This is a genomic window from Streptomyces mesophilus (assembly GCF_011044995.1).
GTDB lineage: Bacteria > Actinomycetota > Actinomycetes > Streptomycetales > Streptomycetaceae > Streptomyces > Streptomyces mesophilus.
The window spans coordinates 34782-49505 of record NZ_JAAKZW010000029.1 but is presented as its reverse complement, the minus strand read 5'-3'; the positions used below and the strand labels follow the sequence as shown (position 1 = coordinate 49505).

Annotated in this window: 14 protein-coding genes; 11 read left to right on the top strand and 3 right to left on the bottom strand. The window is 71.3% G+C overall.

What is annotated here, in order from left to right:
• Positions 1-305 precede the first annotated feature (305 nt).
• A complete protein-coding gene (locus G6045_RS11105) occupies positions 306-1775 on the top strand; it encodes an AlkA N-terminal domain-containing protein (RefSeq protein ID WP_165331709.1) in 1470 nt (489 codons plus the stop codon).
• A gap of 11 nt (positions 1776-1786) precedes the next feature.
• Positions 1787-2278 carry a methylated-DNA--[protein]-cysteine S-methyltransferase gene (locus G6045_RS11100; RefSeq protein WP_165331708.1) on the top strand — a complete coding sequence of 164 codons (492 nt, stop codon included), beginning with the start codon at positions 1787-1789 and terminating at the stop codon, positions 2276-2278.
• On the opposite strand, the gene G6045_RS11095 is transcribed toward G6045_RS11100, so the two are convergent.
• The gene (locus tag G6045_RS11095; RefSeq protein WP_165331707.1) at positions 2275-3000 is read right to left on the bottom strand and encodes an SIR2 family NAD-dependent protein deacylase; all 726 of its coding nucleotides are present in this window, start codon (positions 2998-3000) and stop codon (positions 2275-2277) included. The two genes, G6045_RS11100 and G6045_RS11095, sit on opposite strands and share 4 nt — an antisense overlap.
• Positions 3001-3149: 149 nt before the next feature.
• On the opposite strand from G6045_RS11095, the gene G6045_RS11090 reads away from it, so the two are divergent.
• Positions 3150-4313: a low temperature requirement protein A gene (locus G6045_RS11090; RefSeq protein WP_235967786.1), complete on the top strand. Its 1164-nt coding sequence runs from the start codon at positions 3150-3152 to the stop codon at positions 4311-4313.
• 154 nt (positions 4314-4467) lie between these two features.
• Here G6045_RS11090 and G6045_RS11085 read toward each other — a convergent pair whose 3' ends face one another.
• On the bottom strand, positions 4468-5643 hold the full coding sequence (locus G6045_RS11085) for a glycerate kinase (protein WP_165331705.1): 1176 nt from the start codon (positions 5641-5643) through the stop codon (positions 4468-4470).
• 155 nt (positions 5644-5798) lie between these two features.
• Between G6045_RS11085 and G6045_RS11080 the strand changes: the two genes are divergently transcribed.
• Genes G6045_RS11080 through G6045_RS11070 form a run of 3 tightly spaced genes read left to right on the top strand, consistent with a single transcriptional unit; the run spans position 5799 to position 8260 of the window.
• On the top strand, positions 5799-7526 hold the full coding sequence (locus G6045_RS11080) for a BCCT family transporter (protein WP_165331704.1): 1728 nt from the start codon (positions 5799-5801) through the stop codon (positions 7524-7526).
• Positions 7527-7530: 4 nt separating this feature from the next.
• Positions 7531-7731: a hypothetical protein gene (locus tag G6045_RS11075; protein ID WP_165331670.1), complete on the top strand. Its 201-nt coding sequence runs from the start codon at positions 7531-7533 to the stop codon at positions 7729-7731.
• Positions 7732-7771: 40 nt separating this feature from the next.
• Positions 7772-8260, top strand: a complete 489-nt coding sequence (locus tag G6045_RS11070) for an NUDIX domain-containing protein (protein WP_165331703.1) — start codon at positions 7772-7774, stop codon at positions 8258-8260.
• Between the two features lie 24 nt (positions 8261-8284).
• Here the strand turns inward: G6045_RS11070 and G6045_RS11065 are convergent, their stop codons facing one another.
• Positions 8285-9487, bottom strand: a complete 1203-nt coding sequence (locus G6045_RS11065) for a PucR family transcriptional regulator (protein WP_165331702.1) — start codon at positions 9485-9487, stop codon at positions 8285-8287.
• A gap of 203 nt (positions 9488-9690) precedes the next feature.
• Here G6045_RS11065 and G6045_RS11060 point away from each other — a divergent pair, with 203 nt between their 5' ends.
• Genes G6045_RS11060 through G6045_RS11040 form a run of 5 tightly spaced genes read left to right on the top strand, consistent with a single transcriptional unit; the run spans position 9691 to position 14563 of the window.
• On the top strand, positions 9691-10500 hold the full coding sequence (locus tag G6045_RS11060; protein WP_165331701.1) for an ABC transporter ATP-binding protein: 810 nt from the start codon (positions 9691-9693) through the stop codon (positions 10498-10500).
• The gene (locus G6045_RS11055; protein WP_165331700.1) at positions 10497-11288 is read left to right on the top strand and encodes an ABC transporter ATP-binding protein; all 792 of its coding nucleotides are present in this window, start codon (positions 10497-10499) and stop codon (positions 11286-11288) included. Before G6045_RS11060 ends, G6045_RS11055 begins: the two co-directional genes overlap by 4 nt.
• Complete coding sequence (locus tag G6045_RS11050; RefSeq protein ID WP_165331699.1) at positions 11285-12175, top strand: branched-chain amino acid ABC transporter permease; 891 nt, start codon at positions 11285-11287, stop codon at positions 12173-12175. The genes G6045_RS11055 and G6045_RS11050 overlap by 4 nt, the downstream gene beginning before the upstream one ends.
• Complete coding sequence (locus tag G6045_RS11045; RefSeq protein WP_165331698.1) at positions 12168-13298, top strand: branched-chain amino acid ABC transporter permease; 1131 nt, start codon at positions 12168-12170, stop codon at positions 13296-13298. Before G6045_RS11050 ends, G6045_RS11045 begins: the two co-directional genes overlap by 8 nt.
• Positions 13295-14563, top strand: a complete 1269-nt coding sequence (locus tag G6045_RS11040) for an ABC transporter substrate-binding protein (RefSeq protein ID WP_165331697.1) — start codon at positions 13295-13297, stop codon at positions 14561-14563. The genes G6045_RS11045 and G6045_RS11040 overlap by 4 nt, the downstream gene beginning before the upstream one ends.
• Positions 14564-14724: the final 161 nt, after the last annotated feature.

The window sequence follows — 14724 nt, the reverse complement described above, 5'->3', positions numbered from 1 at the left end:
TGTGCCGCTTCACCAGGAGCGTCTGGGGTGCGGCTCGGGCTCGGGAGGGTTCGGAGGGGGCGGAGCTGGCGGAGTCGGCGGTGTGAGGGATGTGATCGGAGAAGAGCGGCTGAGGGCCGCCTACCACTGTCTCTCCGGCGGCCCGCCCGACCCCCTGGCCATTGGGCCTGAATCGCCCGCCATTGCGCCCGGATATGGTCCACCCGCAACCCATGCCCGTACTCGGACGCCGCGCCCGCCGCCGCCCGCACGTCCATGTCGGATTTCCGCCAGCCAAGCCCGCTGCCTTGTACGAAGCTGTCCGTATGCACACCGAGACCGAGCGCTGCCTGCGAGCCGTCCAGTCCAAGGACGCACGCTTCGACGGATGGTTCTTCACCGCCGTGCGCACCACCGGCATCTACTGCCGGCCGAGCTGCCCGGTGGTCGCGCCCAAGCCGCAGAACATGACCTTCCTGCCCAGCGCCGCCGCCTGCCAGCAGGCCGGCTACCGGGCCTGCAAACGCTGCCGCCCCGACGCCACCCCCGGCTCCCCCGAGTGGAACCACCGCGCCGACCTCGTGGCCCGCGCGATGCGCCTGATCGGCGACGGCATCGTGGACCGCGAAGGAGTCCCGGGCCTCGCCGCCCGGCTCGGCTACAGCACACGCCAGGTCGAGCGGCAGCTCCAGGCCGAGCTGGGCGCGGGCCCCCTCGCGCTCGCCCGTTCCCAGCGGGCGCAGACCGCGCGGCTCCTGATCGAGACGACCGCGCTCCCGATGGCGGAGATCGCCTTCGCGGCCGGCTTCGCCTCGATCCGTACCTTCAACGACACCGTACGAGAGGTCTTCGCCCTCACCCCCGGCGAGCTGCGCACCCGCGCGAGCGGCCGCCTCGCCGAGAGCGCGCCGGGCGTCCTGAGCCTGCGGCTGCCGTTCCGCAAGCCGCTCAACCCGGACAACCTGTTCGGGCATCTCGCCGCCACCGCCGTACCCGGCATCGAGGAGTGGCGGGACGGCGCGTACCGGCGCACGCTGCGTCTCCCGTACGGCCATGGCGTGGTCGCCCTGACCCCGGGGCCCGACCACATCGCCTGCCGGCTCTCCCTCACCGACCAGCGCGATCTCACCGTCGCGATCAGCCGCTGCCGCCGCATGCTCGACCTCGACGCCGACCCGGTCGCGATCGACGCCCAGTTGAGCACCGACGAGCTGCTCGCGCCGCTGGTCGCGAAGGTGCCGGGGCGGCGGGTGCCGCGCACCGTGGACGAGGCGGAGTTCGCGATCCGCGCGGTCCTCGGCCAGCAGGTGTCCACGGCCGCGGCCCGCACCCACGCGGGCCGCCTCGTCGAGGCGTACGGCGAACGGATCGACGACCCCGAGGGCGGTCTCACCCACCTGTTCCCCGACCCGGAGGCGCTCGCCGGAATCGACCCGGAAACCCTGGCTATGCCCCGTACCCGTCGGACCACCCTGCTCACCCTGATCGGCCAACTGGCCGAGGGCACCCTCCAGTTGGGCCCGGAGTGCGACTGGGACGAAGCGCGGGCACGCCTCGGCGCGCTGCCGGGGTTCGGCCCCTGGACCATCGAAGTGATCGCCATGCGGGCGCTCGGCGACCCGGACGCCTTCCTGCCCGGCGACCTCGGCGTCCGCAAGGCCGCCGAGGGGCTCGGCCTCCCGTCGACCCCGGCCGCGCTGACCGCACGCGCCGCGGCCTGGCGGCCCTGGCGCGCCTACGCGGTCCAGCACCTCTGGGCCACCGACACCCACCCCATCAACTTCCTCCCCGCGTAAGGAGATCCGCGATGCGTACCCACACCGTGATCGACAGCCCCTACGGCCCGCTCACCCTGGTCGCGACGGACGGCGTGCTGTCCGGCCTGTACATGACCGACCAGCGCCACCGCCCGGCCGAGGAGACCTTCGGGCTGCCGGACGACAGCGGCTTCGAGCCGGTCGTCGAGCAGCTCACCGCGTACTTCGCGGGCGACCGCACGGACTTCGACCTGCCGCTCCACCTGGACGGCACGGAGTTCCAACGCGCCGTATGGGCCGAGCTGTTGAAGATCCCGTACGGCGAGACCCGCTCCTACGGCGAACTCGCCGAAGCCCTCGGCAACCCCGCCGCCTCCCGCGCCGTCGGCCTCGCCAACGGCAAGAACCCGATCGGCATCATCGTCCCCTGCCACCGCGTCGTCGGCGCGAACGGAAGTCTCACCGGCTACGGCGGCGGTATCGAGCGCAAGCGCCAACTCCTCGACTTCGAGCGGCAGGGAGCGGTGAACGCACTGTTCTAGCCGGTGAGTTCGCCGAGCAGACGCGGGAGCGCCTCACCGATCGGCTCCCGTACGACCTCGGCCGCCATCACGTCGTACGGAGTCGGATCGGCGTTGACGATCACGAGGCGCGCACCGTGCTCCGCGGCGATCCCGGCGAGCGAGGCGGCGGGCTGGACCTGGAGGCTGCTGCCCACCGCGAAGAACACCTGGCACGCCTTCGCGATGCTCATTGCCTCACCGATCACCATCGGGTCGAGACGCTCACCGAACATCACGGTCGCCGACTTGAGCACCCCGCCGCACGACCGGCACGCGGGGTCCTCCTCGCCGGCCTCGACCCGGGCGAGCGCAACCTCCATCGGCGCCCGGTCGTGGCAGCCGATGCACACCACTTCCCGTGCGGTGCCGTGCAGTTCGAGCACCTTGCGGTCGCTGAGCCCGGCGCGCTGATGCAGCCCGTCGACGTTCTGCGTCAGCACCCGCACGGGGATCCCGCGCTCTTCGAGCCCGGCGATCGCGCGGTGCGCGGCGTTGGGCTCCGCGTGCCGGGCGGGGCCGCTCAGGCGCATCTGCCAGGCGCGGCGCCGGATCTCCGGATCGCTCACGTAGTAGTCGTACGTGACGAGCTTCTCGGCCTCGGGATCGCGCCGCCACAGCCCGTTGGGCCCGCGGTAGTCGGGAATCCCGGAGTCGGTGGAGATGCCGGCGCCGGTGAGGAGCGCGACGAGTGGCTTGGTCATGGGGCGAGGGTACGGAGCGTGGGGTGCCAGGGGCGAGCGGGTTTCCCCGGGGCTCACGTGGGTCGGATGCCGGGCGGAGCGAAGCCCGTATGCCCTCATCGGCGCCGCCTGCACCAGGAGACAGCCCCGCCTCTGCTGAACTGAGGGGCATGAGCCGCATGATTGCCCGCAGCCGGCACGAGACGCACCGTGCAGCGACCCCGCTGGAGCTGCTGTTCGACCTCTGCTTCGTCGTCGCCGTCGCCCAGGCCAACTCCCGCCTCGTGCATGCCTTCGCCGAGAGCCACTGGCAGCAAGGGATCACCGGCTATCTCGCCGTGTTCTTCGCGATCTGGTGGGCCTGGATGAACTTCACCTGGTTCGCCTCGGCCTACGACACGGACGACGCCCTGTACCGCGTCGTGACCCTCGTCCAGATCACCGGTGTCCTGATCCTGGCGGCCGGAGTCCCGCGCGCCTTCGACGACGGCGACTTCACCCTCGCGGTCATCGGCTACGTGGTGATGCGTCTGGCCCTGACCTTCCAGTGGCTGCGCGCCGCCCACGGCAGTGCCGATCCGGCCGAGCGCCGGGTCGCCCGGCGGTACGCGGCCGGCCTGGTGCTGACCCAACTCGGCTGGATCGGCATGCTGTTCGTGCCCGACGCGGTCCGCGGCTATGTGTTCGTGGCACTCATGCTGGCCGAACTCGCCGTGCCCGTGGTGGCGGAACGTGACTGGGCCACGCACTGGCATCCGCACCACATCGCCGAGCGCTACGGCCTGTTCACGCTGATCGTCCTCGGCGAGACGATCGCGGGGGCGACCATCGCCGTGCAGCAGGCCGTCGACGGCGACGGACACGGGAGCCTCGACGGGCTGGTCCCGCTCGCCGCGGGTGGGCTGCTCATCGTGTTCTGCGCGTGGTGGATCTACTTCGCGGTGCCCATCCACGAGCACCTCGCCTCCAACCGGCAGGGCTTCGTGTGGGGCTACGGCCACTTCCTGGTCTTCGCCGCGGCCGCCGCGATCGGTGCGGGCGTCGAGCTGGCCGTCGAGCAGACGGTCGGCGAGGCGCACCTCTCCGAACGCGCGGCCACGGCGGCCGTGACCGTGCCCGCGGCGCTGTTCTTCCTCGTCGTATGGCTGCTGCACGCGCGCCACTTCAAGCGCACGATGGTCCAGCAGCTCACCCTGCCCGCCGGCGCGCTGGCCATCCTCCTGTGCACCCTTGCCGGATCCGCCGGGGTGCCGCTCGCCGGGGTGGCGGCCGCACTCACCGTGGCCGTGGGGCACACGCTCAGCAGACGGGGTGCGCAGGCCGTGGCGGCCTGACCGGTGGCGGGGCCCGGAAGGCCCCGCCCCAGCCCGGTGCTCGGATCGGAAAACCGCGCGTGAGCAGCTCAGCTCAGGAAGCCGGGCGCTGGCGGCTGTGCTCAGGAAGCCGCCCGCTGTCGGTGCAGCCCGGGAAGCCGCCCGCTCTGTCGGCTCAGTTCAGGAAGTCGCGGGCGATCTGCTCGGCCACCCGCTCCAGGATCGGCCCCGCCTCGGCGATGCACTTGGCCACATCTGGCTCGACCGACGTCAGCGGGTACGCCCGCCGGATGCCGGCCCTGCCCAGGGCCTCCGGCGGCAGCGCGAGCCGGCCGCACACGGCGACGACCTCGACACCGGCCGCACGGGCCGCCGCGGCGACGCCCGCCGGGGCCTTGCCGTGCAGGGTCTGCTCGTCGAGCGAGCCCTCACCCGTGATCACCAGCGTCGCGCGCGACAGCGCGGGCGCGAAGCCGAGCACGTCGAGCATGACCTCGATCCCGGGACGGAACCGCGCACCGAGCGCGACCAGCGCGCCGTAGCCGATACCGCCCGCGGCGCCCGCGCCCGGGGAGGCGGCGAGCTCGGCGGCCTTCGGGCCGATGGCCTTCTCCAGGACCTGCGCGAAGTGCGCGAGCGCGGCGTCCAGGGCCTCGACGTCCTCGGGCGTCGCGCCCTTCTGCGGACCGTAGACCGCCGGCGCGCCCTTCGGTCCGGTCAGCGGGTTGTCGACGTCGCTCGCCAGGACCAGGTCCACCTCGGCGAAGCGCGGGTCGATGCCCGACAGATCGGCGGAGGCCAGATCGCGCAGCGGACCGCCGCCCGCGCCGACCGGCTCACCGGCGTCGTCCAGGAACGTCGCGCCGAGCGCGGCCAGCATGCCCGCGCCGCCGTCGGTCGTGGCGCTGCCGCCGACACCGAACACGATCGTGCGCGCGCCCGCGTCGAGCGCCGCGAGCAGCAGCTCGCCGGAGCCGTACGTGGTCGAGGTGAGCGGGGCGAAGACGCCCTCGGGAAGCAGCTGGAGACCGGAGGCCTCGGCCATCTCGACCACGGCGGTGTCGCCCCGTAGCGCATAGGCAGCCGTGACCGGAGTGCCCAGCGGGCCCGTGACCTCGGCCTCACGCCGCTCGAAGCCGCCCGCGACCGCCGCCGCCACCGTGCCGTCGCCGCCGTCCGCGACGGGCAGCGCCTCGACGGTGAGATCGGGCACCACACGGCGCAGCCCGGCCGCGACCCGCTCGGCGACCTGCACGGCCGTGAGCGAACCCTTGAACTTGTCCGCGGCTATCAGCACCCGCTCCGTCGACGAGTGAGTCGCCGAGTGAGCCGTCTCTGCAGCGTCCGCCACCTTGGTTCCCCTTGCTTTCGGGCCTTGCTCGCGTCAAGGCAGTCGCGCCGCCCCGACCTTAACCGGAGGGAGGGGCCCCTGCCCATGGCCACCCGTACCGCGAGACGGCGCGCCCAGGCGAAAAACACCACTATTTCCGACCATAGTGGGGCGCCATGAGCACGGAAACGATCGATCAGAACGGCCCCACGGACCCGCCGGGTCCGCCGGGACGCACGGATCCCGCCGAGCCCGGCGGCCCCGCGGAAGCGCGTGAGCCGGACCTCACGGTCGTCGGTATCGGGGTCGCGGTCGTCGTCGCGGTCGTGGCCTGGGCCGCGATCGGCAAGAACTCCTTCGACAGCGCCTCGTCGACCGCGCTTGCCTGGGTCCTGGACAACTTCGCCTGGCTGTTCGTGATCTCGGCGGACATCTTCCTGGTCCTCTGCGTCGTGATCGCCGTCAGCCGCTTCGGCCAGATCCGCCTCGGCCGGGACGACTCCGAGCCCGAGTTCACCAACCTCGCGTGGATCGCGATGATGTTCAGCGCCGGCATGGGCATCGGCCTGATGTTCTACGGGGTCGGCGAACCGCTCCAGCACTACCTGAGCCCTCCGCCGGCGGCGGCCGGTGTCGAGCCGCGCACGGACGCCGCGGCCGGTACGGCGCTGCAGTACTCGTTCTTCCACTGGACGCTCACCCCCTGGGCGATCTACGGCATCGCCGGCCTCGCCCTCGCCTACGCGGGCTTCCGCAAGGGCCGCGGCAACCGCCTCAGCTCGGTCTTCGTCCCGCTGATCGGCGCGCGGCGCGCGGCAGGCTGGCCGGGCCGCCTCATCGATCTGCTCGCGGTCTTCGCCACGGTCTTCGGCACCGCGACCAGCCTCGGCGTCGGCGCCCTCCAAGTGGCCAAGGGCCTCAACCTGACCACGGGCGTCGAGGACTCCACGACACTCGAAGTGATCATCATCGTGGCGCTCGGCGCGGCCTTCGTCGGCTCCGCGTTCTCGGGTCTGCACAAGGGCGTCAAATGGCTCTCGACGCTCAACATCGTGCTCGCCGCCTGCCTGATGACCTTCATCTTCGTGATCGGCCCGACCGTCTACATCCTGGACGCGATCCCCGCGAGCGTCGGCAACTACCTGATCAACCTGATCCCCATGGCCACCCGCACCGGAGCGTTCACCGACAGCTCCTGGCTGGGCAGCTGGACGATCTTCTACTGGGCGTGGTGGATGTCCTGGGCGCCCTTCGTCGGCACCTTCATCGCCCGGATCTCCCGCGGCCGTACGATCCGTGAGTTCCTCGTCGGCGTCCTGCTCGTGCCCAGCGCGGCGACCGTCGTGTGGTTCTGCGTCATGGGCGGTACGGGCATCCGGCTCGACGCCACCGGCGAGGCCGACATGGCGGGGAAGATCTCCGACGGGCCCGAGGCCGCGCTGTTCACCATGCTCGACGCGCTGCCGATCGGCACCGTCACCTCGTGGATCGCGATGATCCTCGTGATGACGTACTTCGTCACCAGCGCCGACTCGGCCTCCCTGGTGATGGGTTCGCTCACCAGCCGCGGGGCCCTGCACCCCAAGACCTGGCTCGTGGTCGTCTGGGGTGTGCTGATGGCGGCGGTCGCTGCCGTGCTCCTGGTCGCGGGCGGCCTCAACTCCCTGCAGAGCGCGACCATCCTCGTCGCCCTGCCCTTCGTCATCGTGATGCTCGCCCTGTGCTGGGCCCTGCTCAAGGAGCTCCGCGAGGACCCGGGCGCGGGACCGCCCCGCCACCACGCGCTGCGCGGCATGCGCGACGCTGTCAAGGCGATGGTCGGCGACGCGATCACCGAACAGTCGCCGACCCGCCACCACCGGCTGCGCCGGGCCGTGAAGTCCCGCAGCCAGGACGAGGACTGATCACATGAGACGTACGCAGGCGGTGGCCGCGGCCGCCGTGCTTTCGGCCCTCTCCCTGACCGCCCCGGCCGCAGCCGCACCCCCTCCCGAGCCGCTGATCAGGACCGGTGACATCGATGTGCTCGAGGACGTGCTCGAGCACATCAGCGTGCCGCTCGGCGAGGGCGGCAGGGCGGTGCACCAGCTGTACGGGGCGGAGAAATGACCCTGGCGCCCATGGCGCCGACGGTGGTTACAGTGCCGGGATGACGACAGCTGACTTTGCCACGTACATCGCCGGCCTCCCGAAGATCCTCGCGGGCGCGGCGATGCTGCTGCGCGACGAGAGGGGCCGGGTGCTGCTCGTCGAGCCCAACTACCGCGAGGGCTGGGCGCTTCCGGGCGGCACGATCGAGTCGGACCAGGGCGAGACCCCACGGCAGGCGGCCCGCCGCGAGACGCTCGAGGAGATCGGGCTCGACGTCACCCCGGGCGCACTGCTCGCCGTGGACTGGGCCCAGGGCCCGGACCGACCGCCGATCGCGGCGTACCTCTACGACGGCGGCGTCCATCCCGAGGAGACCTTCGAGACGATCACCCTCCAGACCGAGGAACTCGACTCCTGGCGCCTGACCCCCGCCCCGGACCTCGACTCTTACCTGCACCCCGCCTTGGCCCGCCGTGTGCGCGCGGCGCTGAGGGTGCTGACGGAGGGACGGGGACCGGCGGAGCTCGAGAACGGGTTCCCTACTTAGCCCCGGCCCGCCGCAGGCGCCCCCTCACGACCCCACCGCCAACCGATGCGCATCCAAAGCGAGCGTCATCTCCGTGAGATCCCGCGGCCGCGACAGATCCCGCCCCGTCAGCTGCTCGAGCCGCCGCAGCCGGTTGAAGACCGTGTTGCGGTGGCAGTACAGCCGCCCGGCCGCCCGCCCCGCGGACCCCTCGCAGTCGAGCCACGCGTTCAGCGTCTCCAGGAGCACGGCACGGTCCGCGGGATCCAGTGAAAGCAGCGGGCCGAACACGTCCTTCACCAGACGGCCCGCCAACTCCGGCTGCCCCACCACCAGCGCCGTCGGCACCCGCCGGTCCAGCCGGACGATCGCCGTCGAATCGGGCGGACAGGTACGCAGCGCCAGCTCGGCGAGCCGCCGCGCCCGCCCCAGCTCCGCGAGCCCGCCGACCACGGGCGAGATCCCGCCGGGCCCGGTGCACCCCGCCTCCAGCAGACCGGACAACGCGTCGAGACCCACCGACGTGTCCAGCGCCGCGACCCCCAGCTCGCAGTCCGCCCGCATCCGCCAGACGAACCGGACGCCCGTCGCCCGTATCAGACGGTGCAACGGCTCGCTGCCGTCGCGCCGGTCGAGCGGCAGCACGACCACCGCGTACCGGCCCTGCTCGGGAAGATCGAGGCCGGCCGCCGCGCGCGAGGTGAGCTCGGGCGCGTCCTGGCCGTCGAGCAGCGCGTCGAGCAGCGCCTGCAACCGCTCGTCGGTACGGCGGCGCAGCTCCAGCTCCGTGGCGCGGTAGGCCTCCGAGAGCGTGTCCTCCTGGTCGTTGACCGCCGACCAGACCATCGAGGCCGACTGCATCAGGACAGGCAGCCGTTCCGGATGCCCTCGCTGGGCCTCGGCGAGCAGCTCGTCCCAGACCAGCCGGCCCGCCTGGCGGTACGCGTGCACCAGGAGGTTCAGCGGCAGCCCCTGCTGGGCGCTGCGCCGGCCCATCGACTCGGCGTACTCCAGGTCCCGCCGCGGCGAGTGCTTGGGTGCGCAGAGCGCCTCGATCCCGATCCGCATGGCCGTCTCGGCCTGCTGCCAGTGCTGGTCGTAGGGGATGACGTGTTCGTAGGTGGGGGAGTGGGCGTCGAGCAGCCGAAGATGCCCGTCGACCAGGTCCTGAAGGCGCGTGAGAAGCGCTTCACAGGTCTCGGCCAATACCTTCCACTCCTGCTTGGTGCGAGGTCCTCGAGCTGCCATGAGCGCCGAGGATGCCACCTGGATCCCCGGGCGGATAGGCCCCTGACACGGGGTCTTGTGCTGCAGCACAACGGCCGGGCGCCTCGCCTGGTCATGGGCAACGTTTCATTACTGACCCGTAGACATACCGGCTGGTCGGTGCTGATTCTGTGCCGACCCCAAACCGCGTCGCCCTGGATGGGCCCGCCTCTGAAAGGGGAGCCATGCAAGGTGCCGCACTTACCGTGCGCGACCTGTCGGCGTCCTACGGACCTGTGCGCGCCCTGCGCTCGGTCTCGCTCGACGTACCCGAGGGCGGTGTCGTCACCGTGCTCGGCGGCAACGGCGCAGGGAAGTCGACGCTGCTGCGCGCCATCTCCCGCACTCTCGCCTTCCACGGCGGCTCCGCCACCGGGACGGTGCAGTTCGACGGAAAGCCCGTACATGCGCAAGGAGCAGACCGGATCGTCGCCCAGGGGATCTGCCAAGTCCCGGAAGGGCGGCAGGTGTTCGCCCGGATGACCGTCGAGGACAATCTGCGCGCCGGCGCACTCGGTTCCCGCGGCGACCGCGGGGCGAAGTCCGCCGCGCTGCGCCGCGTCCACGAACTGTTCCCGGTGCTCGCCGACCGCGCCCACCAGCGCGCCGGCCTGCTCTCCGGCGGCGAGCAGCAGATGCTCGCGGTCGGCCGCGCGCTGATGGCCGAGCCGAAGCTGCTGCTGCTCGACGAGCCCTCGCTCGGCCTCGCGCCGATGATGGCGACCCGGATCGCCGACACCGTCCGAGAGATCAACTCCCAAGGGGTCTCGGTCCTGTTGGTCGAACAGAACGCCGCGCTCGCGCTCAAGCTGGCGACGACCGCGTACGTCCTCGAGGTCGGCGAAGTCACCCTCTCCGGCGACGCGGACGAACTCGCCGCATCGGACGAGGTGCGCCGCCGCTATCTCGGCGTCGTCGACGAGGACGCCGCGGCCGACGCCTCGCAGGCGGCCGCCAAGCATCCGGTCCTCGCGCGCTGGGAGGACGTCCGATGAGCGCCCCCGCCGTCCCCGCACTCGAAGTGCGTGCCCTGACCGTCAAGTTCGCGGGACTCACCGCACTCGACGCCGTCGACTTCACCGTGGCGCCCGGCACCGTGCACGCGGTCATCGGGCCCAACGGCGCGGGCAAGTCCACCTGCTTCAACGTCCTGTCGGGCGTCTACCGGGCCACGTCCGGCAGCGTCCGCTTCGGCGAGCAGGAACTGACCGGCGAACCTCCGCACCGTATCGCCGCGTTGGGTATCGCCCGCACCTTCCAGAACCTGGCCCTTCCCCCGCTCGCCACGGTCGCGGACTCGCTGCTGCTCGGCCGCCACCGCCTCACCCGTACCGGCTTCGTGGCCTCGGGTCTGCGGCTGCGGTCCGCCGTACGCGAGGAGGCGCGGCACCGCGAACGGGTGCGGGAGATCGCCGCGTTCGTCGGGATCGAGGAGCACCTCGCCAAGCCCGCGGGCTCTCTCCCGTACGGCCTGCAGAAGCTCGCCGAACTCGCCCGCGCACTGTGCATGGAGCCTCAACTCCTGCTGCTCGACGAGCCGGTGGCCGGTATGACCGCCGACGAGCGGCGGCGTACGGCGGGGGTGATCGCGGGTGTACGCGACAGCCTCGGTATCTCGATCGTCCTCGTGGAGCACGACATGGGCATGGTCATGCGGCTCGCCGACTCGGTGACCGTCCTCGACTTCGGCAAGCGCATAGCCGACGGCACGCCCGCCGACGTACAGAACGATCCGGCAGTGGTACGCGCCTACCTCGGCCAGAGCGAGGAGACCGCGTCATGACCACCTTCATAGAACTCCTGCTCAACGGCGTCTCGATGGGCTCCGTGTACGCCCTGATCGCGCTGGGCTTCGTGGTCATCTTCAAGGCCACCGAGGTGGTCAACTTCGCGCACGCCTCGCTGCTGTTGGCGGGCGGTTACGTCACCGCCGTACTCCACGAGGACATCGGGTTCTGGCCGGCGCTGATCGTCGGGATCGCGGGCGCGGCCCTGGTGGGAGCGGCGATCGAGTTCCTGGTGATGCGGCGCTACCGGGGCAAGGACCACAGCGTCCTCGCGATCGCCACGATCGGTGTCGACATCCTGCTCGTCACCGATCTGACCCGCCGTATCGGCACCGATGTGCTCGCCGTCGGCGACCCCTGGGGCGACTCGCTCCTGGAGATCGGCCCGGTGACCATCGCGCACACCCGGATCGCCGCGTTCCTGGCGGCCGGGCTGCTGATCACGGCGTTCCTGCTCGCGTTCCGCTACACCTCATGGGGCGTGGCGATGCGTGCCGCCGCCGAGAACGCGGAGACCGCCGCCCTGATGGGCATCCGCCTCGGCCGGGTCTCGCTCGGCGCCTGGGCGGTGGCGGGCGGACTCGCCGCCGTGGCCGCGCTGTTCCTCACCGTGTTCCCGACGCCCGGCCTCGAACGCGCCACGTCGCTCGCCGCCCTGAAGGCCTTCCCCGCGGCGATCCTCGGCGGCCTCGACTCCACCACGGGCGCCCTGGTCGGCGGTCTGATCGTCGGTGTCACCGAGTCGCTCGCGACCGGCTACCAGAGCGATCTCACCTTCCTGGGACGGGGACTCGGCGAGCTCGCGCCCTATCTCGTCATGGTCGCGATCCTCCTCGTCCGCCCCGCAGGCCTGTTCGGTACGAAGGAGCTCGCCCGTGTCTGACGTCCTCACCAAGCCGGCCCCCGAGGTGCCGCCGGTGGCCCCCAAGCGGAAACTGCCCGGCCCACGGCTGTACGTATGGATCGCGGGCTGCGTCCTGCTGATCGTGCTGCCGTTCTACCTGGAGCGGTTCTGGCTTCAGGCCGGCCTGTTCGCGATGGCCGCCGCCATCGGCGCGATCGGGCTCAACCTGCTGACCGGCGCCACCGGCCAGCTCTCCATGGGCCACGCCTTCTTCCTGGCCGTGGGCGCGTACGGCTACTGCGCCTTCGCCGGGAACGGCGACGACGGCCTCACCGGGCTCGGTCTGCCGACCGGGATCGCGATGATCCTCGGCGTCGGGCTCGCGGGCATCGCGGGCGGCGTCTTCAGCCCCATCGCGGGCCGGCTGCGCGGCGCGTACCTCGGTATCGCCACGCTCGCGCTGATCTTCATCGGCCAGCACGTGCTCTTCAACGCGCACGATCTGACCGGTGGCTTCAACGGACGTGACGTACCGTCCCTCAACCTCTTCGGGCTGCACTTCGACGACAGCGAACTGCTCGTCGCCGGCGTGCCGTTCGGAGCCTCGGAGAAGCTCTGGTACCTGGGGCTCGTGCTGCTCGCCGCCGGCGGACTGTTCGCCCGCGGAGTGCTGCGCGGGCGTCCGGGACGGGCCATGAACGCCATCCGCGACCACCAGATCGCGGCCGGCGTGATGGGAGTGCCCGTCGCCCGCTACCGGGCCTCGGTCTTCGTGCTCTCGTCCATGTACGCGGGCCTGGCGGGCGTTCTGCTCGCCATGGTCTTCCAGCGCACCGTGCCCGAGTACTTCGGCATGGTCCTCTCGCTCGAATATCTCGCCATGATCGTGATCGGCGGCCTCGGTTCGGTCTCCGGTGCCGTCGTCGGCGCGGTCTTCGTGTCCTTGCTGCCCCAGATCCTCACCCGCTACAGCGACTCGCTGCCGCTGGTCTCCGACGCCGGCACGGGCGGAGTCAGTCCGGGTGAGGCCGCGAAGTACCTGTACGGCGCCGCCCTCGTGGCCGTCGTGCTCTTCCTGCCGGGCGGTCTCGTCCGCCTCGCCGCCCGGCGTTCGAAAGCAACACCAGGGGAACCCTCCGGCTCTGAAGGGAACGACCGATGACAACAGCGCGTGCACACAGGAGGAAGGCCACGGCGGCAGCGATCGCCGCGGTCCTGGCCATCGCGGGAGCTGCGGGCTGCAGCTCCAAGGCGAAGGACAAGGACGACGGCAAGGCGGGCGCCGGGGGTGTGAAGACCGGTGTGGGAGTCACCGACAAGACCATCAAGCTCGGCGCTCTGACCGACATGACCGGTGTGTACGCCACGCTGGGCAAGAGCGTCACCCAGGCCCAGCAGCTCTACGTGAAGCAGACCAACGCCGCCGGCGGCATTTGTGGTCGCAAACTGGAACTGACGGTTCGCGACCACGGCTACGACCCGCAGAAGGCCGTCGCGGGCTACACGGAGCTGGAGCCGGAGGTGCTCGGCTTCGCCCAGTTCATCGGCTCGCCCTTCGTCGCGTCCGTCAAGCAGCGCATCGACGCGGACAAGCCCCTGGTGCTTCCGCAGGCCTGGTCGGCCTCGCTGCTCGGCTCCCCGTACGTGCGCGTCCTCGGCTCCACGTACGACATCGAGACGATCAATGCGATCGACTTCCTGATGAAGGAGAAGGGCGTCAAGAAGGGCGACAAGATCGGTCATGTCTACTTCGAGGGCGACTACGGCGAGAATGCCCTGTCCGGCTCGAAGTACATGGCCGAGCAGAACGATCTGACCGTCGTCGAGCAGAAGATCAAGCCGACCGACAACGACATGACCGCGCAGGTCGCCGCGCTCAAGAAGGCCGGCGTCAAGGCCATCGTGATCAGCGCGGGCCCGCGCCAGGCGGCCTCGCTCGTCGGCGTCGCGGCGGCCGGCGGCATGAAGGTGCCGATCATCGGCAACAACTCCGCGTACGCCCCGCAGCTGCTCGCCACCCAGGCGGCGCCCGCGCTCGAGGCGATGTACTTCGTGTCGACGCCTTCGCTGCCCATCGGCGACGACGCGGAGGGGCCGAGCAAGCTGGCCGGTGACTACGCGGCCGCGTACCCGAAGGACGCCCTGGACAACGGCGTCGTGGCGGGCTGGACCGCCGCCACGACCATGGGAGAGGCGCTCAAGCGGGCCTGCGAGAGCAAGGACCTCACGCGCGAGGGGGTCGACAAGGCGCTCCTGACCATCAAGGACTGGGACGCGGGCTTCGGCGTCCACAACTTCACGGACCCGAACGCGCCCTCGTCCCTGGAGAGCGTCATCATCAAGCCGGACAAGGCCGCGAAGGGCGGTTCCTCGGTGGTCCGCGAGGCCGAGGTCTCGGAGGCCGCCCAGGGCTTCAAGCGCTCCTGACCCCACGTACGCCGAGCACAGGGCCCGAACCACTACGGTTCGGGCCCTGTGCCGTCCCGGGAGTACGAGGGCCGCTGACGGCCGCTGAGGGGGCAGGACGCCCTGCTCCCGGGCAACGCGAAGGGCCCCGAACCGATACGGTTCGGGGCCCTTCGTCACGT

Excerpts from the sequence above, each read along its gene's own strand:
- G6045_RS11105 (WP_165331709.1), top strand. The coding sequence starts at position 306 with ATGCACACCGAGACCGAGCGCTGCCTGCGAGCCGTCCAGTCCAAGGAC.
- G6045_RS11100 (WP_165331708.1), top strand. The coding sequence starts at position 1,787 with ATGCGTACCCACACCGTGATCGACAGCCCCTACGGCCCGCTCACCCTG.
- G6045_RS11095 (WP_165331707.1), bottom strand. The coding sequence starts at position 3,000 with ATGACCAAGCCACTCGTCGCGCTCCTCACCGGCGCCGGCATCTCCACC.
- G6045_RS11090 (WP_235967786.1), top strand. The coding sequence starts at position 3,150 with ATGAGCCGCATGATTGCCCGCAGCCGGCACGAGACGCACCGTGCAGCG.
- G6045_RS11080 (WP_165331704.1), top strand. The coding sequence starts at position 5,799 with ATGAGCACGGAAACGATCGATCAGAACGGCCCCACGGACCCGCCGGGT.
- G6045_RS11075 (WP_165331670.1), top strand. The coding sequence starts at position 7,531 with ATGAGACGTACGCAGGCGGTGGCCGCGGCCGCCGTGCTTTCGGCCCTC.
- G6045_RS11070 (WP_165331703.1), top strand. The coding sequence starts at position 7,772 with ATGACGACAGCTGACTTTGCCACGTACATCGCCGGCCTCCCGAAGATC.
- G6045_RS11065 (WP_165331702.1), bottom strand. The coding sequence starts at position 9,487 with ATGGCAGCTCGAGGACCTCGCACCAAGCAGGAGTGGAAGGTATTGGCC.
- G6045_RS11060 (WP_165331701.1), top strand. The coding sequence starts at position 9,691 with ATGCAAGGTGCCGCACTTACCGTGCGCGACCTGTCGGCGTCCTACGGA.
- G6045_RS11055 (WP_165331700.1), top strand. The coding sequence starts at position 10,497 with ATGAGCGCCCCCGCCGTCCCCGCACTCGAAGTGCGTGCCCTGACCGTC.
- G6045_RS11050 (WP_165331699.1), top strand. The coding sequence starts at position 11,285 with ATGACCACCTTCATAGAACTCCTGCTCAACGGCGTCTCGATGGGCTCC.
- G6045_RS11040 (WP_165331697.1), top strand. The coding sequence starts at position 13,295 with ATGACAACAGCGCGTGCACACAGGAGGAAGGCCACGGCGGCAGCGATC.